Here is a 25,850-nt window from a genome sequence, read left to right on the forward strand (position 1 = left end):
CTGCGCGCCATGCCTCTGGCACCGCCAACCCTTGGCTACGACCTCACGCTGCTGAAGACGCCGCCCGAACGCGGCTCGAACGACGATCACGGCTGGTGCTACGGCCTGCCGCCGGGCATCCGCACCGAGCAATGGCCGCTCAGCCCGCATGACGGCTTTCCGATGCAGCACTGCTTCACGCTGCGGATTCCCCCGCAATATCGCGCCAAAGGCGACGCCCATGTCGCGCTCGCGATGTTCGCCGATCAGCAATATGACGAGCCCGTCGAGATCGACGCGGTCGCGCAATATCTCGCCGCGGAAATCACCGAGCGGCCGGCGGATCCCAATCTGCTGCCGTACTTCGCCTACCGGCAGAACCGTCATCCGATGGAGTTTCGGATGAAGGACATCATCGACCATAATTTCGCGGCGATCTGGCTCACCGAGGCCGAGTTCGCGGCACCGCTGTGCCGGCCGCCGGAGCTCGCCGGAAATCCATTGCTGGAAGCCAATCCGCCGCCGCGCTGGCTTTCGAAAGGCGCGGCGCGCACCGCGTTCGACGTCAACGTCGGCCGCACCAGTCGCATCGACGAGTTGGAGAAGACATATTGGTACCGCCTGTTCGGCGGCATCCCCGAGACCGGCCACCACGCCTACGGCATCGCGCTTGCGCCGCGCGAGAACGATCCCAATGTCGGCAAGCCGCCGCGCGATCATCTGCTGCACAAGGGTGAGCTCGGCGACTACATCGCGCCTTACGGCGAGCACGGCAGTGCGCGCGGCCTCGAGCGGTTGCACGGCCGCAACCATCTCGGCGGCACGATGTTTCCGAACCAGTGGACGCCGAAATACAGCGCGACCTATCTCGAGATCGAAGAGCATTTCGGCGGCTTCAATTTCGGCGGCGGCAACGGCCAGCTCGATCTCGCGAGCATGGAGTTCGACTGGGCCTGCGGTTGAATCGCGCGCGCATTCATCGCGCATTCACACAGGATACAAACTGCAAGGAACCGCAAATCTACAGGAACATCGCACATTTTCTCCCGTTGTCGGCGCGGGCAATGCTGAAAACGAGGAGGAATATGATGTCTAACCGCTTTCTGATTTCGGTCGCCGCAGCGGCTCTGATCGCCGGCACCGGTTTTGCGAATGCACAGGGCGCCGGCGGCGCCAGCAAGGAAACCGGGGCCGGTGGTGGAGCAACCATGCAGCACTCTGCCCCGTCCGGTGGCGCGTCATCGGGCACCATGCAGCATGAGAAGAGCGGCATGAAGGGTTCCGAGCATTCCACGACCGGTGAATCCCCGAGCACCAAGGGTGCGGAGTCCGAGAAGTCGGGCACGGCCACCAAGGGTGCGCAGGACAATACCCAAAAGTCGAAGGGCATGAGCTCGGAGAACGAGTCCACCAAGGGCTCCAGGGAGAGCTCGAAGGACATGAAGGCCGAGGGCCGTGACAAGAGCGGTAACATGAAGGCCGAGGAACGCGACAAGAGCGGCAACATGAAAGCCGAGGAGCGTGACAAGAGCGGCAAGATGAATGCCGAAAGCCGCGACAAGAGCGGCGCCACGACCAACCAGAACGCTCAGACCAAGAGCCCGACCGACACCAACCGCGCGCAGACCAACGACACGAGCCGCACCCAGACCACGACCGGCAACGCGGCGACGTCGGCCACCGCGGCTCCGCCGGCCGAGAAGCGCACCCAGATCTCGACCGCGATCAAGTCGGAGCACGTCACCGAAACCACCAACGTGAACTTCAACGTGTCGGTGGGCACCCGCGTGCCGGCTGACGTGCACTTCTATCCGCTGCCGGAGCGGGTCGTGACGATCTATCCGCAGTGGCGCGGTTACGACTTCATCCTGGTCAAGGGCCGCTACATCATCGTGCAGCCGGAGACCCACGAGATCGTCTACATCATCGAGGGCTAATGCCGGCCTCGGTGCGAGGGTGCCATCAGGGGCCCTCGCTCCGCGCTCGACCCCGCCCCCTCAGGGGCGGGGTTTTTGCACTCGCCCGCAACCGGCATGCGGCGGTGGATGACTGCCGGGAGCGCCCGCCCCGGCGCGTCTTCCGCCAGGCTTGGTTAACCAGCAATTTCCGTAGGTTACATCGACCATTTGACGGGCCGGAGCAAGCCGTTGAAGGCGTTCCGATCTCACCTAAAGGCTTCCCCTGCGGCCGGTTGTTACCTATAACCCGGCCCACTCCACCCCTCGTCGGAACCCTCGTTGGCCGGAACCCCTCGGCAGGAATCTTTGGCAGGAATTTTTGGAATGGCTGCTGCCGGAACGATCTATGTGCTGAACGGCCCGAACCTCAATCTGCTGGGGACGCGCGAGCCGGAGACCTACGGCCATGCCACTCTCGCCGATGTCGAGAAACTGTGCGCCGACACCGCGCGCCAGTTCGGCCTGACCGCCGACTGCCGGCAGTCCAACCGCGAGGGTGAACTGATCGACTTCATCCATGAAGCCCACGCCAAGAAGGCGGTCGGCATCATCATCAACGCCGGCGGATACTCCCATACCTCGATCGCGCTGCATGACGCGCTGGTTGCGGTGAAGATCCCCGCCGTCGAGGTCCATGTCAGCAACATCCACGCCCGCGAGAGCTTCCGGGACCATTCGTTCACTGCTAAAGCCGCCTTCGCGTCGCTTTGCGGCTTCGGCATCGACGGCTACCGGCTTGCGATCATCGGCCTCGCCACCAGGATTGGCGCCAAGATCGATGGCAAGACCGACGCCAAGCCAAAGACTTAATCGTCAATCCTGACGTTCCCCGTCACCAGACAGAGATTTCGGATCAAACAACATGGCGCGCCAGCCAGACGACAAATCAGCCGCAAAGTCCAAGAACGACTCCAAGAGCGACGACAGCGTCCTCATTCGCGAGCTCGCGCTGCTGCTTGCTGAGACCAACCTCACCGAGATCGAGATCGAGCGCGCCGGCCTGCGCGTCCGTGTCGCACGCAACATCAGCATCGCGGCCTCGGTGCCCGCGGCCGTGCATGCGGTTACCGCGCCGGTGGCGGTGCCGGCTGCCGCCGCGGCTGCGACCGACCTCGCCAAGCACCCGGGCGCCGTGCCTTCGCCGATGGTCGGCACCGCCTACTGGGCGCCGGAGCCCGGCGCCAAGCCGTTCATTGAAGTCGGCACCAAGGTCACGGCCGGCCAGACGCTTCTGATCATCGAGGCGATGAAGACGATGAACCAGATCCCGTCGCCGCGCGCGGGCACCGTGACACAGATTCTCGTCGAGGACGGCCAGCCGGTCGAATTCGGCGAGCCACTCGTCATCATTGAATAGCTTCCGTCAACGTCAGGCGCTGCGATGTTCGACAAGATCCTCATAGCCAATCGCGGCGAGATCGCGCTCCGCGTGCTGCGCGCCTGCAAGGAGCTCGGCATCTCCACCGTCGCGGTGCATTCCACCGCCGACGCCGACGCCATGCATGTGCGGCTCGCAGACGAGAGCGTGTGCATTGGCCCGCCGCCGTCGAAGGATTCCTATCTCAACGTGCCGGCGCTGCTCGCGGCTTGCGAGATCACCGGCGCCGACGCCGTGCATCCCGGCTACGGCTTCCTGTCCGAGAATGCGCGCTTCGCCGAGATCCTCGCCGACCACAATCTGGGCTTCATCGGACCGAAGGCCGAGCACATCCGCCTGATGGGCGACAAGATCGAGGCCAAGAAGACCGCCAAGCGGCTCGGCATTCCCGTGGTGCCCGGCTCGGACGGCGCGGTGACATCGGAGGCCGACGCTCTTACCATCGGCCGGGACATCGGCTTCCCGGTGCTGGTGAAGGCGGCGGCCGGCGGCGGCGGCCGCGGCATGAAGGTCGCCCACAGCGAGGCCGACCTCGCGCTGGCGCTCTCGACCGCGGCCAACGAGGCCAAGTCGGCGTTCGGCGACGCCTCGGTCTATCTGGAGAAATACCTGCAGAAGCCGCGCCACATCGAGATCCAGATTCTCGGCGACGGCCGCGGCGGCGCCATCCATCTCGGCGAGCGTGACTGCTCGCTGCAGCGCCGTCACCAGAAGGTCTGGGAGGAAGGCCCCTCGCCCGTGCTCGCGGCGGCCGCCCGCGCCAGGATCGGCGAGACCTGCGCAAAGGCGATGCGGGACATGAAGTATCTCGGCGTCGGCACCATCGAATTCCTCTACGAGGACGGCGAGTTCTATTTCATCGAAATGAACACCCGCATCCAGGTCGAGCATCCCGTCACCGAAAGCATCACCGATATCGATCTGGTGCTGGAGCAGATCCGGATCGCCGCCGGCGGCGACCTTCCCGCCAAGCAGAACGACATCGCGATCATCGGCCACGCCATCGAGTGCCGCATCAATGCGGAGAACCCGCAGACCTTCCGGCCCTCGCCCGGACGGATCACGCAATTCCATCCGCCGGGCGGCCTCGGCGTGCGGATCGATTCCGCCGTCTACCAGGGCTACGTGATCCCGCCCTATTACGACTCGCTGGTCGGCAAGCTGATCGTGCACGGCAAGACCCGCGGCGAATGCCTGATGCGGCTGCGCCGGGCGCTCGACGAGATGGTGGTCGACGGGATCGAGACGACGCTGCCGCTGTTCCGCGCACTGGTGCGCGAGCCGGACATCATCGAGGGCGACTACCACATCCACTGGCTGGAGCAGTATCTCGCGGGCCAGCCATCGGACGCCCCAAAATAGTTCGGAACCCGGTGGAACCCAGTGCCCTGTTCAAACGTACTTAAGGGTTATTGGCTTTCCACGGGGACGCATTGAATCCCACTCCCGCAACGAGACCGTCGTGACCGAAGTTTCGCGACGCCGCTCCACGCTACAGATCCTGCTGCTCTCGGCGGGATTTTTCGTGCTGGTCGCGATCAGCGTGGCGTCTGTCCTGCTGGTCAACAAGGCGCGCGAGGACAACGCCCTTGTGGTCCATACGGTCGAGGTCGAGAGCCAGGTCGCCAACCTGCTGGTCGACGTCAGGCGGGCCGAAAGCGCGACCAGGGGCTATCTGCTGACATCAGCACCACAATACCTGTCCGAATACCAGGCCGCGGCCGCGGGCCTGCCGGCCACGCTAGGTCATCTCCAGATGATGACGGTCGACAATCCGGTGCAGGTCGCCAATGCCGCCAAGCTCAGGGCCGCCGTCGAGCAACGGCTGGCCGAGTTCGCCCTCAGCATCGAGCGCGTCAAGAACAACGACACGGTGACCAGCATCGACATCCTGCGCAAGGGCGCCTCGACCGATGCGGTGGAGGCGATCGCCCGGATCGGCCGCGACATGCGTGCCGAGGAGGATCGCCTGCTGGCGGCCCGCACCGCGACCGCGGACAGGACCCAGGTGCTGGCCTCCTCGGTCACCATCGCCGGCTCCTGCATGGTGCTGGCGCTCGCCGCCCTCTCGGTCGTGCTGCTGCGGCAATCCTCGCGGGCGCGCGACGAGGCCGAGGCGAAGCTGCGCGACAGCAACCTCAATCTCGAAACCATCGTCGACGAGCGCACCTCCGACCTGCGCGAGGCCAACGAGGAGATCCAGCGCTTCGCCTATATCGTCAGCCACGATCTGCGTTCGCCGCTGGTCAACATCATGGGCTTCACCAGCGAGCTCGAGGAATTGCGCGGCGACATCTTCAAGCGCATCGCCACGCTCAATCGCACCGCCTCGCTGGCGCCGGCGATGCCGGAAGACGCGACCGACGCGGCCGAGCCGGAGCTCGAAGGCTCCGACAAGCAGCTGTCCGACGATTTCACCGAATCGCTCGGCTTCATCAAATCGTCGATCGCCAAGATGGACCGCCTGATCAGCGCGATCCTCAATCTCACCCGCGAGGGCCGCCGCGAGTTCAAGCCGGAGCGGATCGATCTCCGCGAGCTGATCGACGGCATCGTCAAGACCGTCGCCCATCAGGCGGTCGAGGCCGACGCCACCATCGACGTCGGCGCATTGCCCAATATCGTCAGCGACCGCCTTGCGCTGGAGCAGATCTTCTCCAACCTGATCGACAATGCACTCAAGTACCTCAAGACCGGCGTTCCCGGCGAGGTCTCGATCGAGGGCCGCACCAAGCTCGGCTTCGCGATCTTCGAGGTGACGGACAACGGCCGCGGCATCGATCCGAAGGATCACCAGCGCATTTTCGATCTGTTCCGCCGCGCCGGAACCCAGGACAAGCCCGGTCAGGGCATCGGGCTTGCCCATGTCCGCGCACTTGTGCGCAGACTGGGCGGCACCATGTCGGTAGCATCGGAACTCAACAACGGCAGCACGTTCACGATCACGCTGCCGGTCAATTGGTCAGGCAAGAACCGGGATAAGGCATCATGAGCGATCCAGTCACCATCATCATGATCGAGGACGACGAGGGCCATGCCCGCCTGATTGAGCGGAATATCCGGCGCTCAGGTGTCAACAATGAGATCATCCCGTTCACCAACGGTACAGAGGCGGTCAACTACCTGTTCGGCAAGGATGGCAGCGCGGTCGAGCGCAAGGGCCAGGCCCTGCTCATCCTGCTTGATCTCAATCTTCCCGACATGACCGGCATCGATATTCTGAAGCGGGTCAAGGAAAACAAGTATCTCAAGTCGACGCCGGTGGTCGTGCTGACCACGACGGACGACTCCCAGGAGATCAAGCGTTGCTACGAACTCGGTTGCAACGTCTACATCACCAAGCCGGTGAACTACGAAAGTTTCGCCAACGCCATTCGCCAGCTTGGCCTGTTCTTTTCCGTGATTCAGGTGCCGCCAGCTTCCGTATGACCAGCGCAACGCCGACACTGCTCTATATCGACGACGATGCGACGCTGGCGCGCCTGGTCGAACGCGGGCTGACGCGCGCGGGCTACAACGTCGTGCACGCTGCAAGCGGCCAGGAGGGCCTCGACCGGCTCGCCCAGGGCGGCATCGACGTCGTCGCGCTCGACCAGTATATGCCCGGCCTCGACGGGCTGGAGACGCTGGAGCAGATCCTCAAGATACCGGACGCCCCGCCGGTCGTGTTCGTCACCGCCTCGCAGGATTCGGCGATCGCCGTCACTGCGCTGAAGGCGGGCGCGGCGGACTATCTGGTCAAGGACGTCAGGGGCGAGTTCATCCCCCTGCTCCAGGTCGCGGTGAACGGCGCGATCCGGCGCGCGGCGATCCAGAAGGCGCGCGACGAGGCCGAAGCGGAAGTGCACGCCTCACGCGACCGCTACGCCGCGCTCGCGGCGGAGCGCGAGGTGCTGCTGCGCGAGGTCAACCATCGCGTCGGCAATTCGCTGCAGATCATTGCATCGCTGCTGCATCTGCAAGCCAACTCCGCGAGCCAGCAGGACGTCAAGGCGGCGCTGACGAATGCGATGGGCCGCGTCGCCGCGGTCGCGCAGGTGCATCGCCGCCTCTATACTTCGCATGACTTCAAGACCGTGATGCTCAACCAGTATCTCGAGGCGCTGCTCGAGGATTTGAGACGATCGGCCGAAGGCAACAAGATGTCGCGGCTGACGCTGAAGGCTGACCCGGTCGAGATCGATCCCGACCGTGCGGTCGCGATCGGCATCATCGTCAACGAGCTGGTGATGAACGCCGTGAAATACGCCTATCCCGACGGCGCCGGCCCGATCCATGTCGAGCTCAAGCCGCAGGGCGACGATTTGCAGCTCGCGATCAGCGATGAAGGCGTCGGCTTCGACGACAAGGCCGATCCGCGCGGCACCGGCATGGGCCAGCGCATCGTCGCGGCGATGGCCGCCAAGCTCGACGCCAGCGTCGAGCGCGACCCGGGCCACGAGGGCACCCGCTTCGTGGTGCGGTTCGCCCGCGTCAGCCCGGCGCCGGCGAAAACGACAAGTGCCGCCGCCAGTTAAGCCGGCCGCCGGGGCCGATCGATCGAATTTTCGCGTTGCCCTTAACGGCCGCCTCACCCTGTTGCTCGATCGCGGCCGGCTGCCCTGACCGATTAAGACAAATCTCGGCATTGTTCGTCATGCTTTTCCCCCAGCTTGGCAGGAACGGCACGCAATGTTCGGGCGCAGGGTGGTTTTCGGAAAGAAGCAGGAGACCTTGGGCGAGCTCAAGGAAGCCGAGCGTCCGGCACCGGACGCCGATCGCGCGCGCTCCTCTTTTCACAAGACGCAGTGGGACCATCCGCTGATCGGGTCGATGCTGCGCGATGCGGGCTTCGCGCCTGACGACGAACACAGCCTCGCGCCGGCCGCGGACGATCACTTCGCCATCTTCGCTGCGGCCAACAAGCGGCTGCAGGAGCGCACCGAAAGCTTCAACCGCGACATGACGGCGCGCCACGGCTACTGCCAGGCGGTGCCGTTCCTGGTCATCGATCAGAAGATCTGGGACGGGCCGCATGGCGCGTTTCTCCACGGCCAGATGGATCTGATCGGCTACGACGAGTGGAACGTGATCATGCTGGCGGGAGATCCGCAGACCACCGAAGCATGCGGCCTGGCGGGCCATCCGGGCTTCCTTCCGTCCGTGACGCAAGTCATGATCGAGCACGTGATCGCGTGGAAGGCACGGCACAACGCCCTGCTCGAGACCTTCGGCATCACCGCGCGCGGCGGCCAGGACATCCCGCATCAAGAATACGAGATGGAAAAGGACACGCTGCGCCGGGAAATCATCGACAAGGCCGGCTGGATGAAGCCGCGCATCATCGACGAGCTCCAGCGCTGAACGCCTCAGTCGTGCCTGTCGCGGTGCCGTCGTGCACGATGCGGACGGCAGTGCTGACAGGGCGCACCGAAGATCACCTGCGATGGATACGGCCGCGCCGAATGCTCTGGCGTCGAACCGAACAGGCCCGCCGCCCCGAACCCTGCACTGAAGGGATCGGCTGCAAAGTTGCCGGGAAAATAGCCGTTGCTGCGAAAATCGCGGCCGTCGTCGCGGCCGTCGAAATAGGCGCCGCCGGTGCTGCCATAGCGTAGCGGCCGCTCCTGCGCCGACGCAGCCGCCACGCTGAGCGCGATGGCGGCGCAGGCGATCAGTCCCCTGATGGCGGTCATGGCCGGAGTCCTCATTGCGGGATGGTCCCCCAATCGCCCTTCCAGGCGATCAGGCGTCCCTTGCCGAATTGCAGATAGAGCCCGTCGCTGCGCCGCGACAGCACGCTGCCCCTGACATTGGGCAGCGCCACGAACAATTCATTGCCCGGCGTGCCGCGTACATAGTTCAGGGGAACACCGAGCGACTGGCTGGCCTGGTCGGCGCTCATGCCGAAGGCGAGCGGCACGCTGTTCGGTGCGCGCTGCTGCGCGTGCGCCGTGCCGAGCGGCGCACCCAGCGCGATGACGAGGGCAATGACGAAGGCTGTGACGTACCGCTGCATGACCGACCTCATTGCACCGCCGCGGCGAGCGTCCCGGCGGGCGTCCAGCCGCCGCCGAGCGCCTGGAACAGGCTGCTCGCCGCGAGCAACTTGTTGAGCCGGACCGTGACCAGATTGTTCTCCGCCGTGAACAGCGTCTGCTGCGCCTGCAACACCGTGATCAGGTTGACCGTGCCGCCGCGCAACTGCGTCTCCGCGACTTCGAACGCCTTGCGCGAGCTCGCCACCACGTCAGACTGCAGCCTCTCCTGCAACGTATATTTCTGCAAGGCGATCAGCGCCTTCTCGACATCGGCGAAGGCCGACAGCACCGCCTTGCGATAGGCCTGCAAATTTTGCAGCTGCTGGCCCTTGGCGAGCTTGAGCTGGCTCTCCAGCAGGAAGCCGTCGAACAGTGGCTGGGTCAGCCCAGCGGCGAGCGTGTAGTACCAGGCGCCCGGCGCGAACAGCGAGGCGAGTGCTGCGCTCTGGAAGCCGGTAGTGCCGGTCAGCTGGATCTGCGGGAAGAACGCCGCCCGCGCCGCGTCGACGCTGAAATTGGAGGATGTCAGCTGGGCCTCGGCCTGACGAATGTCGGGCCGCTGGTAGAGCAATTCCGACGGCAGCCCGGGCGTCACGCGCGGCACGGCGATCTGCGTGGTCGAGCCGCCGCGCACCTTGAAATCGGCCGGCGCGCGCGCGACCAGCACGGCGAGCGCGGCGATGTTCTGCCCGACCGTCACCTCGAGCGGCGGGATCGCCGCGCGCTGCGTGGCAACCAGCGCCTCCTGCTGCGACAAATCGAGCTGCGAGGCGGTGCCGCCGGCGAATTGCGACTTGATCAAAGCGAGGATGCGCTCGGCCGCCGCCAGATTGCGCCTTGTGACCTTGATCTGGTCCTGCGCCGCCAGCACCTGGAAGTATGTATTGGCGACGGTTGCCATCGTGGTCAGCGCCACCACCTCGCGATTGTAGCGGGCGCTGGTCGCGCTCTCCTCCGAGGCCGACAGCGTCGCGCGGTTCTTGCCCCAGAAATCCACGATGTAGCTCGCGCTCAGCCCCAGGCTGTACTGCGAGAACGTCCCGCTGCTGCCGCCGAGCGACGAGCTCGAACCGGTCGCGAGCTTTTCGCGCTCGGCATTCGCGGTGCCGGAGACCGATGGCAAGAGCGCGGCGCCGGACACGCCGACCTGGGCGTCGGCCTGCGCGATCTGGGCAATCGCCACCGCAATGTCGAGATTGTAGAGCTGCGCGGATTCCATCAGCCCGGTCAACTCGGGCGAGCGGAAGCCGCGCCACCAGGCGAGCGCCGGAACGGCCGCGTCGGCATCGCCCTTGCCCGCGGTCTTATAGCTTGCCGGCACTTCGAGGCTGAGCTCGGGCCGCTCCGCACCGGGGATGCAGCCGGTCAGACCGAGGCTGAGACTGCCGAGCGCCGCCACGCGCAGAAGCCGGGCCGGCTTCCGCAACACCTGAAGATTTCGCAACGCTGCACCTGTCGGCATTTACTCGCCCGGTTGAAGTGAGGAGCCCGGCATCCGCATCGCACCGCTGCGGCGGACGCGCTGGGCCCACAGGCGGAACCGGTCGAGATAGAGGTAGATGACCGGCGTCGTGTAGAGCGTCAGGACCTGGCTCAGGATCAGGCCGCCGACGATGGCGATGCCGAGCGGCTGCCGCAGCTCGCCGCCGTCGCCCATGCCGATCGCGAGCGGCACGGCGCCAAGCAGCGCGGCCATCGTCGTCATCATGATCGGACGGAAGCGCAGCAGGCAGGCCTCCCTGATCGCCTCGAGCGGCTCCAGCCCGCGCCTGCGTTCGGCCTCCAGCGCAAAGTCGATCATCATGATGGCGTTCTTCTTCACAATGCCGATCAGCAGGATGACGCCGATCAGCGCCATGATACTGAACTCGGTCTTGAATGCCATCAGCGCCAGCAAGGCGCCCACACCTGCCGAGGGCAGTGTGGACAAGATGGTCAGCGGATGAACGTAGCTCTCGTAGAGCACGCCCAGCACGATGTAGATCGTCACCAGCGCCGCGAGGATCAGGAACGGCTGGTTGTTGAGCGAATCCTGGAACGCCTTCGCGGTACCCTGGAAGGTGCCCCGGATCGTGGCCGGGACGCCGATCCGGTTCATGGTCGCCTCGATGCTGCCGACCGCGGTGCTGAGCGACACGTTCGGCGGCAGGTTGAACGAGATGGTGTTGGCGACCAGCAGGCCCTGGTGATTGACGGCAAGCGGCGTCGCGCCCTGCTTGAAGGCCGCCACCGCCGACAACGGAATCATGGTCTCGCTGTTGGTCGAGACGGCCGAGCCGGTCGAGGCCACGCCCTTGCCGGTCGAGCCGATCGAATTGGTGGCCTGGTTGCGCGCGGCCTGGGCATTGGCTGCATTCGCCGCGCTCGAGGTTCCCGGCGCCACCACGGTACCGGCCACCGCGTTGGTCGATTGCGACCCGCCGACCGATCCGCCCGACGTGCTGATATAGACGTCCTTCAGCGTCTCCGGGTTCTGCCAGTAGCGCGGCGCGACCTCCATGATGACGTGGTACTGGTTGCGGGCGACATAGATCGTCGAGACCTGCCGCTGGCCGAACGCGTCGTAGAGCGTGTTGTCGATCTGGCTGACCGTAATGCCGAGCCGCGCCGCGGCGTCGCGGTCGATCACGAGGTCGGATTCCAGGCCCTTGTTCTGCTGGTCGCTGTTGACGTCGGCGAGGTTCGGATCACGCTGCAAGGCGGCCGCGATCTTCGGCGTCCATTCATTGAGCTCCTCGAGCGTCGATCCCTGCAGCGTGTACTGATACTGGGCGTTCGACGCCCTGCCCCCGACCCTGATGTCCTGCACCGCCTGCAGGAACAGGCTCGCGCCGGGTACCACCGACATCTCCCGCCGCAGCCGCGAGATCACGCCGTCGGCGCCGATCTTGCGCTGGTCGAGCGGACGCAGCGAAACGAACACGAAGCCGGAATTGGTCTGCCCGCCGCCGGTGAAGCCGACCACGGTCTCCACCGCCGGATCGCGCTTGATGATGCCGACGAACTGCGCGAGCTTCTGCTGCATCAGCTGGAACGAGACGCTCTGGTCGGCCTGGATCGAGCCGACCAGTCGCCCGGTGTCCTGCTGCGGGAAGAAGCCCTTCGGGATCACGTCGTAGAGATAGAAATTGAGGCCGAACACCGCCGCCAGGATCAGCATCACCGACAGCGGATGCGCCAGCGCCGCGGTCAGCGTCCGCCGGTAGAAATTCAGCATCGCCTCGAAGAAGCGTTCGCTGGCCCAATAGAGCCGGCCGTGGCCGCCGCGGTCCGGCTTGAGCAGCACCGCGCACATCATCGGTGTGGTCGCCAGCGAGACCGCGAGCGAGATCAGGATCGAGATCGAGATCACCATCGCGAATTCGCGGAACAGCCGGCCGACGATGCCGGCCATCAGCAGGATCGGAATGAACACCGCGATCAGCGAGATGCTCATCGACAGCACGGTGAAGCCGACCTCGTTGGCGCCCTTCAGCGCCGCCTCGAGCGGGCTCAACCCGTCCTCGATGTAGCGGGTGACGTTCTCCAGCACGACAATGGCGTCGTCGACCACGAAGCCGGTCGCCACCGTCAGCGCCATCAGCGACAGATTATCCAGGCTGTAGCCGATCAGGTACATCGCCCCGAAGGTCGCGACCAGCGACACCGAGACCGCGACCACCGGAATGAAGGTGGCGCGAAAACTGCGCAGGAACGCGAACACCACGATGATCACCAGCAGCACGGCCAGGACCAGCGTTCGTTCCACGTCATGCAGCGAGGTGCGGATGGTGGTCGAACGGTCGACCGCCAGCCCGATGTCGATCGCCGGCGACACCGAGGCCTGCAATTGCGGCATCAGCCCTTTCACCAGGTCGACGGTCGAGATGATGTTGGCGTTCGGCTGCCGGTACAGGATGATCAGCACCGCCGGCTTGCCGTTGGCGAGACCGGCATTGCGCAAATTCTCGACGCCGTCGGCCACCTCGCCGACGTCGGAAAGGTGCACCGGCGCGCCGTTGCGGTAGGCCACGATCAGCGACTTGTAGTCGTCGGCCTTGTTGGCCTGGTCGTTGGCGTAGACCTGGTAGCGCTGGTCGCCGACGTCGATACCGCCCTTCGGACTATGGGCGTTGGCGCTCGACAGCGCCGCGCGGACGTCCTCCAGACCGATGCCGTACTTGTAGAGCGCCTGCGGGATCAGATCGACACGCACGGCAGGCAGCGAGCTGCCGCCCACCACGACCTCACCGATGCCATCGACCTGCGACAGTTTCTGCGCCAGCACGGTTGAGGCGGCATCGTAGAGATCGCCGCGGGTCAGTGTATCCGACGTCAGCGTCAGGATCAGGATCGGCGCATCGGCCGGATTGACCTTGCGGTAGGTCGGATTGCTGCGCAGGCTGGTCGGCAGATCGGCCCGCGCCGCGTTGATTGCCGCCTGCACGTCGCGCGCCGCGCCGTTGATGTCGCGGTTCAACCCGAATTGCAGCGTGATACGGGTCGAGCCAACCGAGCTCGACGACGTCATCTCGGTGACATCGGCGATCTGGCCGAGATGCCGCTCAAGCGGGCTGGCGACCGTGGTCGCGACGTCCTGCGGGCTGGCGCCGGGCAGCGTCGCCTGCACCGAGATGGTCGGGAAATCCACCTGCGGCAGCGGCGACACTGGCAGCTTGAAGAATGCGACAATGCCCGCCGCGGCAAGCCCGAAGGTCAACAGCGTGGTTGCGACCGGCCGACGGATGAAGGGCGTTGACGGATCCATGGCTCAACGCGACCCGCTCGCCTCGCCGACCTCGTCCGCCCGCCCGGCAAACCGCAGCGCCAGGCGATCGAACCAGAGATAGATCACCGGCGTCGTGAACAGGGTCAGCAGCTGGCTGACCAGCAGGCCGCCGACGATCGAGACGCCGAGCGGATGGCGCAGCTCGGAGCCCGCGCCGCTGCCGATCATCAGCGGCAGCGCGCCGAGCACGGCCGCCATCGTCGTCATGATGATCGGCCGGAACCGCAGCAGGCAGGCCTGGTAGATCGCCTCCCGCGGCGGCTTGCCCTCGTTGCGTTCGGCATCGAGCGCGAAGTCGATCATCATGATCGCGTTCTTCTTCACGATGCCGATCAGCAGGATGATGCCGATGATCGCGATGATGGTGAGATCCTGCCCTGCCATCATCAGCGCCAGCAACGCGCCGATGCCGGCCGACGGCAGCGTCGAGAGAATGGTCAGCGGATGGATGAAGCTCTCATAGAGCACGCCGAGCACGATATAGACCGTGATGATCGCGGCCAGGATCAAGAACAGCTGGTTGGACAGCGAGGACTGGAACGCCAGCGCCGCGCCCTGGAAGCTCGTGATCATGCCGAGCGGCTGGTTGACGTCGGCCTGCGCCTGCTTGATCGCCGTCACCGCGCTGCCGAGCGAGGCGCCCGGTGCGAGATTGAACGAGACCGTTGCCGACGGGAACTGGCCGAGATGCGAGACCTGCAGCGGCGCGGTCTCGACCCGCATCTTGGCCATGACCGACAGGGGCACCGGCGTCGAGCCCACCGATGACGGCAAATAGATCGACGACAGCGAATCCAGCGAGTTCTGCAGCGAAGGATCGGCTTCCAGGATCACGCGGTACTGGTTCGAATTGGTGAACACAGTGGAGACGATGCGCTGGCCGTAGGAATCGTACAGCGCATTGTCGATCGTCGCCGGCGTGATGCCGAACCGCGCGGCCTGGTCGCGGTCGATGTCCACGAACACCGAAAGCCCCTGCGCCGAGATGTCGCTGGTGACGTCGCTCAGTTGAGGCAGCTCCCTCAGCTTGTCGACCAGCTTCGGCGTCCATTCCGCGAGCTCGTTCGGGTCGGCATCCTGCAGGATGAACTGGTACTGCGTCCGGCTCACCGTGCCTTCGATGGTGAGGTCCTGCACCGGCTGCATATAGAGCGTGATGCCGGTCAGCGCGGCGGTACTCGCCTTGATCCGATCCATGATCGCCAGGACGCCGGCCTTGCGCTGCGCATGCGGCTTCAGGTTGATCAGGATACGGCCGCTGTTGAGCGTGGTGTTGGTGCCGTCGACGCCGATGAACGACGACAGGCTCTCGACGTCGGGGTCCTTCAGGATCGCGCTGGCGAGCCGCTGCTGCCGCTCGGCCATCGCCGCGTAGGACACCGATTGCGGCGCCTCCGAGATCGCCTGGATCACGCCGGTGTCCTGCACCGGAAAGAAGCCCTTGGGGATCACGACATAGAGCAGCGCCGTGAGACCAAAGGTAGCGAGCGCGATCAGCAGAACGAACGTCTGGCGATCCAGCACCCAGTTGAGCATCCGGCCATAGATCGCGATGACATAGTCGAAGCCTTCCCGGCTCAACCGCTGGAAGGTGTTTTCCCGCGACATCGCCTCCGGCTTCAGCAATTTCGCGCAGGCCATCGGCACCAGCGTCAGCGACACCACGGCTGATATCAGGATCGTGACCGACAGCGTGATCGCGAACTCGCGGAACAGGCGGCCGACGACGTCGCCCATGAACAGCAGCGGGATCAGCACCGCGATCAGCGACACCGTCAGCGAGATGATGGTGAAGCCGATCTGCTCAGAGCCGCGCAACGCCGCCTCGAGGGGGGATTCGCCCTCCTCGATGTAGCGCGAGATGTTCTCGATCACGACGATGGCGTCGTCGACCACGAAGCCGGTCGCGATCGTCAGCGCCATCAGCGACAGATTGTTGAGGCTGAAGCCGAACAGGTACATCGCGCCGAGCGTGCCGACCAGCGACAGCGGCACCGACAGGCTCGGGATCAGCGTGGCGCGGGTCGAGCGCAGGAACACGAAGATGACAAGCACGACCAGCACCACGGCGAGCGACAGCTCGTATTCGACGTCACGGACCGAGGCGCGGATCGTCACGGTGCGGTCGGTCAGGATGTTGAGGTCGATCGCGGCCGGCAGCGTGGCCTGTAGCTGCGGCAGCAGGTCCTTGATGCCTTGAACGACCGAGATCACGTTGGCGCCGGGCTGGCGCTGGATGTTGAGGATGATCGCCGGTGTCTCGTTCATCCAGGCGCCGAGCTTGTCGTTCTGTGCGCCGTCGACCACGTTGCCAACGTCGGACAGGCGGACCGGCGAGCCGTTCTTGTAGGCGATGATCAGCGAGCGGTAGTCGCTGGCATTGCGGATCTGGTCGTTGGCATTGATGGTGTAGGCCCGCATCGGGCCGTCGAAGTTGCCCTTCGGCGTGTTGACGTTGGCATTGCCGAGCGTGGTGCGGAGATCGTCGATGTTCAGCCCGTAGGCCGCGAGCTTGCGGATGTCGGCCTGGATGCGCACCGCGGGCCGCTGGCCGCCGCTGATGCTGACGAGGCCGACGCCCGGGAGCTGCGAGATCTTCTGCGCCAGCCTGGTGTCGACGAAGTCCTGCACCTGCGTCAGCGGCATGGTCTTCGAGGTCAGGCCAAGGGTCAGGATCGGCGCGTCGGCCGGATTGACCTTGGCGTAGATCGGCGGCGCCGGCAGGTCCGACGGCAGCAGGTTGCCCGCAGCGTTGATCGCGGCCTGCACCTCCTGCTCGGCGACGTCGAGCGAGATCGACAGGCCGAATTGCAGCGTGATCACGGACGAGCCGGCCGAGCTCACCGAGCTCATCTGGTTCAAATTCGGCATCTGGCCGAACTGCACCTCGAGCGGCGCCGTCACCGACGACGTCATCACGTCGGGGCTCGCGCCCGGATAGAACGTCTGCACCTGGATGGTCGGATAGTCGACCTCCGGCAGCGCCGCGACGGGCAGGAATCTGAACGCCAGCATGCCCGACAGCATGATGGCGATCATCATCAGGGTCGTCGCCACCGGCCGCAGGATGAATGGCCGCGACGGGTTCATTTCTTCTGCCCGTCCTCGGACCGCTTGTGGTGGCCGCCTCCGGGATCAGCGCCGTCCTTGCTATCTCCCTTGCCGTCACCCTTCGCAGCCCCATTGGCCGCGCCCTTGGCGTCACCCTTGGCCGCACCGGCCGGGTTCGCGGCGTCGGCGGCGGAACGTACGACCACCTTCGCGCCCTCGCGCAGCTTGTCGGCACCGTCGATCACGATGCGATCGCCTTGGGTCAGTCCCGACAGCACCTCAACGCGGTCGCCGTCGGTGACGCCGAGCTTGACCGGCCGTACCGAGACCGTGCTGTCGGCATTGACGAGATAGACGAAGGTGCCGGGCACGCCGCGCTGGATGCCGGCGGTCGACATCGTCGTGGCATCCTTGTGGGTGTCGAGCAGCAGGCGGATGTTGACGAACTGGTTCGGATACAGCGTCCGCTTGTCGTTCTCGAACTGGGCGCGCAGCTTGATCGTGCCGGTGGTCGCATCGATCTGGCTGTCGAAGGTCTGCAGCGTTCCCTCGGCGAGCTTGTTGGCGCCGCTGCGGTCATAGGCCGCGGTGGGCAGCACCGCGCCCTCCCTCAACCGCTTCGCCACCGCCTGCAGATTGTCTTCCGGTAGCGTGAACAGCACGCTGATCGGCTCGAGCTGCGTGATCACGACGAGGCCGTTGGTGTCGCCCGGCGTCACGTAATTGCCGAGGTCGACCTGGCGCAAGCCGACGCGTCCGTTGATCGGCGACACGATGTGGCAGTACGCCAAATTCACTTCGGCCGACTTCACCGAGGCGCGGTCGGCTTCGACCGTGCCCTGATACTGCGCGACCAGCGCGACCTGGGTATCGAGCGTCTGATGCGGCACGGCGTTCTGCGCCGCGAGGCCCTGGTAACGGGTGAGATCGACCTGGGCGCCCTTCAGCTGCGCTTCGTCGCGGGCGAGCTGTCCCTTGGCTTGCGCCAGCGTCGCCTCATACGGCCGCGAGTCGATCTCGGCGATCAGGTCGCCCTTCTTGACCTCATCGCCCTCCTTGAAATCGATCTTCATCAGGTAGCCGCTGATCTGGCTCCTGATCGTCACGGTCGCGAGCGACGTCACGGTGCCGAGCGCGTTGAGGCTGACGCCGATATCGCCCTTGCCGATGGTCTCCGGTACGATCGACATCGGCCCGGCGTTGCGCCCGCCGCCGGCCTGCGGCGGTGCGGCCTGCTGTCGCGTCCACCAGACGATGCCGGCAAGCACCGCCAGCACGAGAAATCCCGTCAGAATGCCCGGCCAACGCGACGCTCGCCTGACGGGTCCAGGTGCGACGATCAACGGGTCTTTGATATGCTGGTCCATCACTTGCCCACGAAGAAACACGAACGAGCTCGCGCGGCTCTATGTGTCCCCTGAAATCCGCGCGCGCCACATTCGAGGAAGCATTTTGAACGCTTCCGTCCGACAAAGCGCGTTAAGAATCGGAAAGGATGGCCCCTCCTTCCCGGTCGAGCGCTGTTTCACGCTGGATTGTGGCTATTTTACCCGACCGTCTGTAACCAGGGCAACACGATCAGCAACAATCCGGCAAAGTAGATCAGGCCGAAGATCAGCCCGAACTTCCAGAAGTCGCCTTTGCCGATATAGCCGCTGCCGTAATACATCGGCGCCGGTCCGGTGGCATAGGGCGAGATCACGCCCATCAACCCCAGCGAATAGACACACAACAGCATCAGGGTCTGCACCGACAGGCCGGGAATGCTGGAGCCGACGGCGAGCACCACCGGCAGCACGGCTGCGGTATGCGAGGTGATGCTCGAGAAGAAATAGTGGATCCAGAAAAAGAAGGTGACGAGCAGGATCATGCCGACCAGCGGCGAGGTCCCGGCGAGCGGCTTGGCATAGCCCTCGGCCACCCATTTGATGAAACCGATCTCGTTGAGGCCCGACGACAGCGTGAGCAGCGAGGTGAAATAGAAAAATACCTCCCAGGCACTCTTCTCCGCGACGATGTCCTCGAACGCGATCACGCCGGTCAGCAGCATCAGCGAGATCACGACGAACACCACCGTGGTCGCGTTGATGAAGTTCGAGCCGAGCAGCGGCACGCTGATATTGGGATTGGAGCCGCAGATCCACAGGAACATCGCGAGCAGCACCAGCACCGCCATGATCCATTCGTGCCGCGACGGCGGCCCCATCTTGGCGAGCTCGCCCTCGCTCCAGGTGACGATCTCCGGGCTCTCCTTGATCTCCGGTCGGCACACGACGTAGCTCAGCAACGGCACCACGATCAGCAGCAGGATCCCGAGCGGCGCGAAGCCGATGAACCATTGCGACCAGCCGACCTCGATATTGACGAGCTTCTTCGCGATCGACAGCGCGGCGGCATTCGGCGCCAACGCGGTCAGAAACAGCGAAGAGGTGACGGCGGTGGTCGCGAACGCCGTCCACATCACGAAGGTGCCGATCTTGCCCGCGGTCGGCCCCGGCTCGGAGCCATAGATGCGCGGGATGTTGCTGACGATCGGATAGATGGTGCCGCCGGAGCGCGCGGTGTTGGACGGCGTGGCCGGCGCCAGCACGAGATCGGAGAATGCCACCGCATAGCCGAGCCCGATGGTGCGGCGGCCGAGGCCGCGCACCAGCAGGAGCGCGAGCCTTCGGCCGAGCCCGCTCTTGCGGTAGCCGATCGAGAACACGAAAGCGCCGACGATCAGCCACACCGTGCTCTCGGAAAAGCCGCCGAGCATCCAGCGCAGCGACTTGTTCGGATCCGGCTCGACATAGCCGCCGACGCCGGCGACCGTCAGCCCGATCAGGCCGACCGCACCGACCGGCATCGATTCGAGGATCAGCCCGGTAATCACGGCGGCGAACACCGCAAAATAATGCCACTGATTGGCATTCAGCCCCGATGGCACCGGGACCAGATAGATCACCAGCCAGACCAGCAACGGCGCAAATGCCCGCCATGACCATTTCATGCAGCGTCCCCCTCACCTGTGTTGATTGTCGGGCGCGCGAGCCGCCATGTCCCGGGCGGCGGCGCCATCTTTTTTGGCAATGTAGCAACGGCCACACAGTCCGTCTCGGAAAACTGCGGCCGAACGGCGCGGCTTCTGGAGGAACCGGTGCGTTTCGTCAACACCGTGCTAGTGCCGAGACAGCCCCCATCGCAAGGTCGGCCGCGCTTTGCTATTCTCGCGACCATGACGTCACGCGACTCCGCCTCTTCCGAGATCACGCCCGAGGTCCTGCTGCGCGCCTATGCCTGCGGCATCTTCCCGATGGCCGAGAGTGCCGACGATCCGACGTTGTTCTGGGTCGAGCCGGAATTGCGCGGCGTGATTCCGTTCGACGGCTTCCGCATCGCCTCCCGCCTGGCGCGCACCGTGCGCTCGGATGTGTTCACGGTCACCGTCGATACCGCGTTCAAGGCTGTGATCGCCGGTTGCGCGGCGCCGCAGCCCGGCCGCGACGACACCTGGATCAACAAGCGGATCCGCGATCTCTATCTCGGGCTGTACACGTCGGGCCATTGCCACAGCGTCGAGGTCTGGCAGGACGACAATCTGGTCGGCGGCCTCTATGGCGTCAGCCTCGGCCGCGCCTTCTTCGGCGAAAGCATGTTCCACACCACGCGCGACGCATCGAAGGTCGCGCTGGTGCATCTGGTGGCGCGGCTGATCGCAGGCGGGTTCGAGCTGCTCGACACGCAATATGTCACCGAGCATCTGAAGACGTTCGGCGCGGTGGAGATTTCGCGCCGCCGCTATCGCGCGCTGCTCGACAAGGCGATATCGGGCGTGCCGGCGGATTTCCGCAAGCTCGACGCCACGCAGCCGGTCAAGGGCGCCGACGCGCTCGCAATCATCGCCGCGCGCAATTGAAACAGCCCGGACCGCGCTGTCGCTCGATCCGGGCTACGAAACCTCAATCAGTTTCCGAACAATCCGCCGAACAACCCGCCCGGCCGCTGCTGTTGCGGCGGCGGAGGTGGCGGCTGCTGCTGATATTGCGGCAGCGGCTGCGGCGGCGGACGCGGCGCGGCCTGCTTCGGGGCTGCGCGCTTCTGGGCCGGCGGCGGAGGCGGCGTCGGCGCCTTCGGCGGATCGGGCGCGGCGGTCACGATGGTCTGGTCCGGCCCTTTGCAGTCGGTCAACCAGATGTCGTAGATCGGATGCTCGACGCCGTGCAGGCCGGGGCTCGCTGCGAACATCCAGCCCGAGAAGATCCGCTTCACCTCGCCCTGCAAGGTGATCTCGTCGACCTCGACGAAGGCATCGGTGTTGGCGGCTTCCGTCGACGGCCGGGTGTAGCAGGCGTCGGTCTTCACGCGCAGCGCGCCGAACTGCACGGTCTCGCCGATATCCTCGTCGAAATTGATGATGCGCCCGGTGATCTTGTCGAGACCGGAGAAGCTCGCCTTCTTGTTGGTGATCTTGGTCGACGGCGGCTCCTGCACGACCTCGTCGCCCGGCTGCAACGCGGCAGGTGTCTGCGGCGGAGTGCCCGGCGCGGCTTGGGGCGCGGCGCCCTTGGGACGCTGCCCCGGCGGCAACGGATTGGCACCCGGCGGCGTGTTGGCAACGGCGGGACCGCCGGGCTGCGGCGGTTGCACGGCTGCGGGCTGGCCCTGCGGCGCCACTGTGGTACCGGGCGGCGGCGCCAGAGGCTGCGACTGCACGTTACCGGGCGGCGGCACGGCCTGGCCCGGCGGCAGCGCCCGCGGCTGCGTCGGCAGCAGGCGGCCACGCGGCAATTCCGGCACTTCCTCGTCGTCGTCGCTGGGCGGCGCCACCTGACCACGCGGAATCGAGCCGGGCGGACGCGGCGCGGGATCGGAGAAAATCGTTCCGATCTGCGCGCGCGCCGGCGGCGCAAGCGAGATGGTTGAGGCGGCAACCAGGGCCGCAAAGCCAGTCAGGGCAACGGTTCGAAGCATCTCGCGCGGCTTTAAAGGGCGAATCGGGCTCGCGACAGTCTACCTTGATATCGGCCGCTCGCAGGCCACCGGTTAACACGCCGAATACGGCGGGGAAAGGGCACCCGGCCACCTCTCCCCGGCCCGCTGCTCACGCACTGGCCACCCTCTGGCCACCACTGGTCACCCTTGGGAACACGTGTGATAGTCCTCACGCTGAAGGCACGCGGCACCGCGTGAAAACCAGGAAAATCCGGATCGAACCGGACCAGCCAGAGGAAACCCACCATGCCAGATCGCATCAGGCTCGACGGCCGGGTCGCCGTCGTCACCGGGGCTGCCGGCGTCATCGGAACCGCGACGCTCCAACTGCTCGCCGAACGGGGTGCGCGGATTGTCGCAGTCGACCGCAAGGGCGCCGACCTCAAAGCCGCCATCAAGGACCTCCCCGCCTCGGCCGAGCCGCTCGCGATCGAAGCCGACGTCACCGACGAGGACGAGGTCAAGGACTATGTCCGCGCCGCCGTCGACCGCTTCGGCAGCATCGACGCCTTCTACAACAATGCCGGCATCGAGGGCGACATCAAGCCGATCCCGGAATACTCGCTGGAGAGCTTCCGCCGGGTGCTCGACGTCAATGTGGTCGGCGTCTTCCTCGGCATGAAGCACGTGCTGCCTGTGATGCTGAAGCAGAACAAGGGCAGCATCATCAACACCGCCTCGATCGCGGGCCTGGTGGGATCGCCGATGATCGCGGTCTACAGCGCCAGCAAGCACGCGGTGATCGGCCTGACCAAGAGCGCGGCCTGGGAATGCACCGGTACCGGCGTGCGGGTCAATTGCGTCTGCCCCGGCATGATCGAGAGCCGGATGCTGAGCACCATCCTGCAGGGCCGCGCCAGTGGCAACGCGCCGCCGCCGGTCGAGAAGATCGTCGACCGCATCCCGGCGCGCCGGCTCGGGCTCGCCAGCGAGGTCGCCTCCATCGTCGCGTTCCTGGCCTCCGACGAGGCGAGCTACGTCTCCGGCTCCGCCTACACCGTCGACGGCGGCCGCACCGCCGCCTGACAATTCAGTTCAGCATCACAAGAAGGTTTTTTCTCCATGCCCGTCGTTCTCGATCCCGATGCCGCCGCCGTCTACAAGGCCTTCCAGGAGGCCGGCCGCCCCGCCTATGAGACGCTGACCGCACCGGAAGCCCGCGACTATTATCGCGCCGCCCGCATCGTCTCCAATCCCGAGCCGCCGGCGCTTGAATCGAGCAAAGAGTTCGCGATCCCGGCGCCACATGGCAGCATCCCCGCACGCATCTACACGCCGAAGACGGTGCGCAAGACGAACGGACTGGCGCCCTGCCTGGTGTTCTTCCACGGCGGCGGCTGGGTGATCGGCGATCTCGATACCCATGAGGTGGTCTGCCAGAAGATGGCCCATGAGGGCGAGCTGATCGTGATCTCGGTCGATTATCGGCTCGCGCCCGAGCATCGCTTCCCCGCCGCAGTGGACGACGCCGTCACCGCGACGCGATGGGTCGCCGCCAATGCGAAAGATCTCGGCATCGACGCCGCGCGCCTGATCGTCGGCGGCGACAGCGCCGGCGGCAACCTGGCGGCCGTGGTTGCGCTGACCGCGCGCGACGGCGGACCGAAGCTCGCCGCCCAGCTCCTGGTCTATCCCGGCACCGATTTCTCGCGGAAGCATCCCTCGCACCGCGAGCCCGAGACCAGCATCCTGCTGACGCATTCGGTGATCGGCTGGTTCGCCAACCATTATCTCGGCGACGCCGACAGCACCGACTGGCGCGCATCGCCCGCGCGCGCCAAGAGCTTTGCCGGATTGCCGCCGGCCTATGTGCTCACCGCCGGCGCCGATCCCTTGCGCGATGAAGGCGACGAGTATGCGAAATTCCTCAAGGACGCGGGCGTACCCGTGACCTACCGGCATTTCCCCGGCCAGTTCCACGGCTTCTTCACCATGGGCAAGCTGCTCAATCAGGCCAATGTCGCGGTGACCGAGATCAGCACGTGGTTGAAGGGACTTGGCTGAAGTCGCTGGGCTGACCGACCGGATCGGGGCGACGCGCCCGGCGTCGTCCCCGATCGAGACTCGCGCGCGCATGAGGTGCGCGGCTTGCGGCGTTAGCGCGCCTTGAAGTTCCCCGCGCCGCGCGATAGTGCGGCCACGCGTACTTCACGTCGAGCACTCCAGCCAGCGAGATGATCTTGCTCACGCCTATCCTCGTCTACGGTATCCCGCTCGATTTCATCCTGTTCGCGCTGACCCTGCTCGGCGTCGCGATCTTCCACCACCATACGCTGGCCGTGGCGTTGACCGGCCTGGCCGCGATCGTTGCCTACAAGCTGATCTTTGCAGGCTTTGCGAAATTCGGCGCGGGCATGCCCGGCCTCGTGCACCACATGGAGCATGAATGGGTCACGCTCGCGAACCTGTTCCTGCTGTTGATGGGCTTTGCATTGCTGTCGCGGCATTTCGAGGAGAGCCGCATCCCCGACGAGATGCCGGCACTGCTGCCCGATGACTGGAAAGGCGGACTGCTCCTGCTGGTGATCGTGTTCGTGCTGTCGGGCTTCCTCGACAACATCGCAGCCGCGCTGATCGGCGGCACCGTCGCACGTTATGTGTTTCGCGGCCGCGTCCATATCGGCTATCTCGCCGCCATCGTCGCCGCGTCGAACGCCGGCGGCGCCGGCAGCGTCGTCGGAGACACCACGACGACCATGATGTGGATCGACGGCGTCAGCCCGCTCACCGTCCTCGATGCCTATGTCGCCGCCATCGTGGCGATGCTGGTGTTTGCGGTGCCCGCCTCGCTGCAGCAGCACCGCTTCTCTCCGATCGTGAAGAACGCGCCGTCCGGCCTCAAGATCGACTGGACACGGGTTGCGATCGTCGCGGTGATCCTGCTCGCCGCGCTGACCGCCAATGTCACCGCCAATCTGAAATTCCCCGCCCTGCTCGACGCGCTGCCGGTGCTCGGCCTCGCGGTGTGGGCTGCGATCCTGGTCACCGCGCTGCTGCGGCGGCCGGACTGGTCGGTGATGCCCGAGACGCTCAAGGGCACCGTGTTCCTGCTCGCGCTGGTGACGGCGGCCTCGCTGATGCCGGTGGAGAAGCTGCCCGCCGCGTCTTGGCAGACCGCGCTCGGGCTCGGCTTCGTCTCGTCGGTGTTCGACAACATTCCGCTCACCGCGCTGGCGCTGAAGCAAGGCGGCTACGACTGGGGCTTTCTCGCCTACGCGGTCGGATTTGGCGGATCGATGGTCTGGTTCGGTTCGTCCGCGGGGGTTGCGGTGTCCAACATGTATCCGGAAGCCAAGTCGGTGGTCCGCTGGATCACCCAGGGCTGGCCGATCATGGTGGCCTACGTCGTCGGCTTCTTCGTGATGCTCGCCCTGCTCGGCTGGCATCCCGACGCGCCGCATTGAAGTCTCCGCGCCACCCGGTTGGGCGCGGAATCCGCTGAACTCAATACTCCGCGACGACCGGGCCGCCCCATGTTTCCGGCGCATCTGCCGGGTTGCGTTGCCGAAATACAGCAACCTGCAAGCTCGCCTGCCCGGCGGCGCTCGACAACATTCCCCCGGCCGCGCCGGCACGTTGCCCGGCGGGCACCTCACCTACCTCATTGATACAAATGCAGAATTTTCCGCGATGCGACGCACGATCGCACCTATTTCAAAACTGTGGAAAAGCGAGACAAATCCGTTGACATTGCTAAACTCTATTTTGCCGTAACAACTTAT

21 protein-coding genes are annotated in these 25,850 nt (G+C 65.5%); 13 read left to right on the top strand and 8 right to left on the bottom strand.

Translation table 11 applies throughout. From position 1 onward, the window contains the following. The first annotated feature begins 9 nt into the window (after positions 1-9). The 9 genes from BI327_RS10140 to BI327_RS10180 all read left to right on the top strand — a co-directional run bounded on the left by BI327_RS10140 (position 10) and on the right by BI327_RS10180 (position 8,658). Entirely contained in the window at positions 10-942 is a 933-nt protein-coding gene (locus BI327_RS10140) for a hypothetical protein (protein WP_083742012.1), read from the top strand. Between the two features lie 125 nt (positions 943-1,067). Then, entirely contained in the window at positions 1,068-1,916 is an 849-nt protein-coding gene (locus BI327_RS10145) for a DUF1236 domain-containing protein (protein ID WP_076860720.1), read from the top strand. Positions 1,917-2,261: 345 nt separating this feature from the next. Beyond that, the gene (aroQ, locus tag BI327_RS10150) at positions 2,262-2,747 is read left to right on the top strand and encodes a type II 3-dehydroquinate dehydratase (RefSeq protein ID WP_076860119.1); all 486 of its coding nucleotides are present in this window, start codon (positions 2,262-2,264) and stop codon (positions 2,745-2,747) included. Between the two features lie 52 nt (positions 2,748-2,799). Next, positions 2,800-3,294, top strand: coding sequence for an acetyl-CoA carboxylase biotin carboxyl carrier protein (gene accB / locus BI327_RS10155; RefSeq protein ID WP_076860120.1), 495 nt, complete (start codon positions 2,800-2,802; stop codon positions 3,292-3,294). A 24-nt stretch (positions 3,295-3,318) separates the two neighbouring features. Continuing rightward, positions 3,319-4,677, top strand: coding sequence for an acetyl-CoA carboxylase biotin carboxylase subunit (accC, locus tag BI327_RS10160; protein ID WP_076860121.1), 1,359 nt, complete (start codon positions 3,319-3,321; stop codon positions 4,675-4,677). 100 nt (positions 4,678-4,777) lie between these two features. After that, positions 4,778-6,307, top strand: a complete 1,530-nt coding sequence (locus BI327_RS10165) for a sensor histidine kinase (RefSeq protein ID WP_076860122.1) — start codon at positions 4,778-4,780, stop codon at positions 6,305-6,307. Then, a complete protein-coding gene (locus tag BI327_RS10170; protein WP_076860123.1) occupies positions 6,304-6,744 on the top strand; it encodes a response regulator in 441 nt (146 codons plus the stop codon). Before BI327_RS10165 ends, BI327_RS10170 begins: the two co-directional genes overlap by 4 nt. Continuing rightward, complete coding sequence (locus tag BI327_RS10175) at positions 6,741-7,832, top strand: sensor histidine kinase (protein WP_076860124.1); 1,092 nt, start codon at positions 6,741-6,743, stop codon at positions 7,830-7,832. The genes BI327_RS10170 and BI327_RS10175 overlap by 4 nt, the downstream gene beginning before the upstream one ends. Positions 7,833-7,986: 154 nt before the next feature. Beyond that, the gene (locus tag BI327_RS10180) at positions 7,987-8,658 is read left to right on the top strand and encodes a hypothetical protein (protein WP_076860125.1); all 672 of its coding nucleotides are present in this window, start codon (positions 7,987-7,989) and stop codon (positions 8,656-8,658) included. A 5-nt stretch (positions 8,659-8,663) separates the two neighbouring features. Here BI327_RS10180 and BI327_RS10185 read toward each other — a convergent pair whose 3' ends face one another. The 7 genes from BI327_RS10185 to BI327_RS10215 all read right to left on the bottom strand — a co-directional run bounded on the left by BI327_RS10185 (position 8,664) and on the right by BI327_RS10215 (position 20,146). Further along, a complete protein-coding gene (locus tag BI327_RS10185) occupies positions 8,664-8,990 on the bottom strand; it encodes a BA14K family protein (RefSeq protein ID WP_245334760.1) in 327 nt (108 codons plus the stop codon). An 11-nt stretch (positions 8,991-9,001) separates the two neighbouring features. Beyond that, a complete protein-coding gene (locus BI327_RS10190; RefSeq protein ID WP_076860127.1) occupies positions 9,002-9,313 on the bottom strand; it encodes a hypothetical protein in 312 nt (103 codons plus the stop codon). An 8-nt stretch (positions 9,314-9,321) separates the two neighbouring features. Then, positions 9,322-10,797: an efflux transporter outer membrane subunit gene (locus BI327_RS10195; protein ID WP_076860128.1), complete on the bottom strand. Its 1,476-nt coding sequence runs from the start codon at positions 10,795-10,797 to the stop codon at positions 9,322-9,324. Beyond that, a complete protein-coding gene (locus BI327_RS10200) occupies positions 10,798-14,082 on the bottom strand; it encodes an efflux RND transporter permease subunit (RefSeq protein WP_076860129.1) in 3,285 nt (1,094 codons plus the stop codon). A 3-nt stretch (positions 14,083-14,085) separates the two neighbouring features. Continuing rightward, on the bottom strand, positions 14,086-17,193 hold the full coding sequence (locus BI327_RS10205; protein ID WP_076860130.1) for an MdtB/MuxB family multidrug efflux RND transporter permease subunit: 3,108 nt from the start codon (positions 17,191-17,193) through the stop codon (positions 14,086-14,088). Further along, positions 17,190-18,521, bottom strand: coding sequence for an MdtA/MuxA family multidrug efflux RND transporter periplasmic adaptor subunit (locus BI327_RS10210; RefSeq protein WP_083742013.1), 1,332 nt, complete (start codon positions 18,519-18,521; stop codon positions 17,190-17,192). Before BI327_RS10210 ends, BI327_RS10205 begins: the two co-directional genes overlap by 4 nt. 179 nt (positions 18,522-18,700) lie before the next feature. Then, on the bottom strand, positions 18,701-20,146 hold the full coding sequence (locus BI327_RS10215) for a DASS family sodium-coupled anion symporter (protein WP_076860131.1): 1,446 nt from the start codon (positions 20,144-20,146) through the stop codon (positions 18,701-18,703). Positions 20,147-20,371: 225 nt separating this feature from the next. Here BI327_RS10215 and aat point away from each other — a divergent pair, with 225 nt between their 5' ends. Further along, on the top strand, positions 20,372-21,052 hold the full coding sequence (gene aat, locus BI327_RS10220; RefSeq protein WP_076860132.1) for a leucyl/phenylalanyl-tRNA--protein transferase: 681 nt from the start codon (positions 20,372-20,374) through the stop codon (positions 21,050-21,052). A 47-nt stretch (positions 21,053-21,099) separates the two neighbouring features. Here the strand turns inward: aat and BI327_RS10225 are convergent, their stop codons facing one another. Continuing rightward, positions 21,100-22,107, bottom strand: coding sequence for a DUF2155 domain-containing protein (locus BI327_RS10225; protein ID WP_076860133.1), 1,008 nt, complete (start codon positions 22,105-22,107; stop codon positions 21,100-21,102). Positions 22,108-22,374: 267 nt separating this feature from the next. Between BI327_RS10225 and BI327_RS10230 the strand changes: the two genes are divergently transcribed. From BI327_RS10230 to BI327_RS10240, 3 genes are all read left to right on the top strand, one after another. Further along, positions 22,375-23,154: an SDR family NAD(P)-dependent oxidoreductase gene (locus BI327_RS10230; RefSeq protein WP_076860134.1), complete on the top strand. Its 780-nt coding sequence runs from the start codon at positions 22,375-22,377 to the stop codon at positions 23,152-23,154. A 36-nt stretch (positions 23,155-23,190) separates the two neighbouring features. Then, positions 23,191-24,132 (top strand): alpha/beta hydrolase, encoded by a 942-nt coding sequence (locus tag BI327_RS10235; RefSeq protein WP_076860135.1) that lies wholly within the window; start codon positions 23,191-23,193, stop codon positions 24,130-24,132. A gap of 170 nt (positions 24,133-24,302) precedes the next feature. Further along, on the top strand, positions 24,303-25,532 hold the full coding sequence (locus tag BI327_RS10240) for a citrate transporter (RefSeq protein ID WP_076860136.1): 1,230 nt from the start codon (positions 24,303-24,305) through the stop codon (positions 25,530-25,532). Positions 25,533-25,850: the final 318 nt, after the last annotated feature.

This window comes from Bradyrhizobium mercantei (assembly GCF_001982635.1).
In the GTDB taxonomy this organism is placed as follows: Bacteria; Pseudomonadota; Alphaproteobacteria; order Rhizobiales; family Xanthobacteraceae; genus Bradyrhizobium; species Bradyrhizobium mercantei.

Coding starts and splice junctions, on each gene's coding strand:
- BI327_RS10230 (WP_076860134.1), top strand. CDS start 22,375: ATGCCAGATCGCATCAGGCTCGACGGCCGGGTCGCCGTCGTCACCGGG.
- BI327_RS10145 (WP_076860720.1), top strand. CDS start 1,068: ATGTCTAACCGCTTTCTGATTTCGGTCGCCGCAGCGGCTCTGATCGCC.
- BI327_RS10235 (WP_076860135.1), top strand. CDS start 23,191: ATGCCCGTCGTTCTCGATCCCGATGCCGCCGCCGTCTACAAGGCCTTC.
- BI327_RS10170 (WP_076860123.1), top strand. CDS start 6,304: ATGAGCGATCCAGTCACCATCATCATGATCGAGGACGACGAGGGCCAT.
- BI327_RS10205 (WP_076860130.1), bottom strand. CDS start 17,193: ATGAACCCGTCGCGGCCATTCATCCTGCGGCCGGTGGCGACGACCCTG.
- BI327_RS10190 (WP_076860127.1), bottom strand. CDS start 9,313: ATGCAGCGGTACGTCACAGCCTTCGTCATTGCCCTCGTCATCGCGCTG.
- BI327_RS10215 (WP_076860131.1), bottom strand. CDS start 20,146: ATGAAATGGTCATGGCGGGCATTTGCGCCGTTGCTGGTCTGGCTGGTG.
- BI327_RS10195 (WP_076860128.1), bottom strand. CDS start 10,797: ATGCCGACAGGTGCAGCGTTGCGAAATCTTCAGGTGTTGCGGAAGCCG.
- accB (WP_076860120.1), top strand. CDS start 2,800: ATGGCGCGCCAGCCAGACGACAAATCAGCCGCAAAGTCCAAGAACGAC.
- BI327_RS10225 (WP_076860133.1), bottom strand. CDS start 22,107: ATGCTTCGAACCGTTGCCCTGACTGGCTTTGCGGCCCTGGTTGCCGCC.
- BI327_RS10180 (WP_076860125.1), top strand. CDS start 7,987: ATGTTCGGGCGCAGGGTGGTTTTCGGAAAGAAGCAGGAGACCTTGGGC.
- aat (WP_076860132.1), top strand. CDS start 20,372: ATGACGTCACGCGACTCCGCCTCTTCCGAGATCACGCCCGAGGTCCTG.
- BI327_RS10210 (WP_083742013.1), bottom strand. CDS start 18,521: ATGGACCAGCATATCAAAGACCCGTTGATCGTCGCACCTGGACCCGTC.
- BI327_RS10185 (WP_245334760.1), bottom strand. CDS start 8,990: ATGACCGCCATCAGGGGACTGATCGCCTGCGCCGCCATCGCGCTCAGC.
- BI327_RS10175 (WP_076860124.1), top strand. CDS start 6,741: ATGACCAGCGCAACGCCGACACTGCTCTATATCGACGACGATGCGACG.
- accC (WP_076860121.1), top strand. CDS start 3,319: ATGTTCGACAAGATCCTCATAGCCAATCGCGGCGAGATCGCGCTCCGC.
- aroQ (WP_076860119.1), top strand. CDS start 2,262: ATGGCTGCTGCCGGAACGATCTATGTGCTGAACGGCCCGAACCTCAAT.
- BI327_RS10200 (WP_076860129.1), bottom strand. CDS start 14,082: ATGGATCCGTCAACGCCCTTCATCCGTCGGCCGGTCGCAACCACGCTG.
- BI327_RS10140 (WP_083742012.1), top strand. CDS start 10: ATGCCTCTGGCACCGCCAACCCTTGGCTACGACCTCACGCTGCTGAAG.
- BI327_RS10240 (WP_076860136.1), top strand. CDS start 24,303: ATGATCTTGCTCACGCCTATCCTCGTCTACGGTATCCCGCTCGATTTC.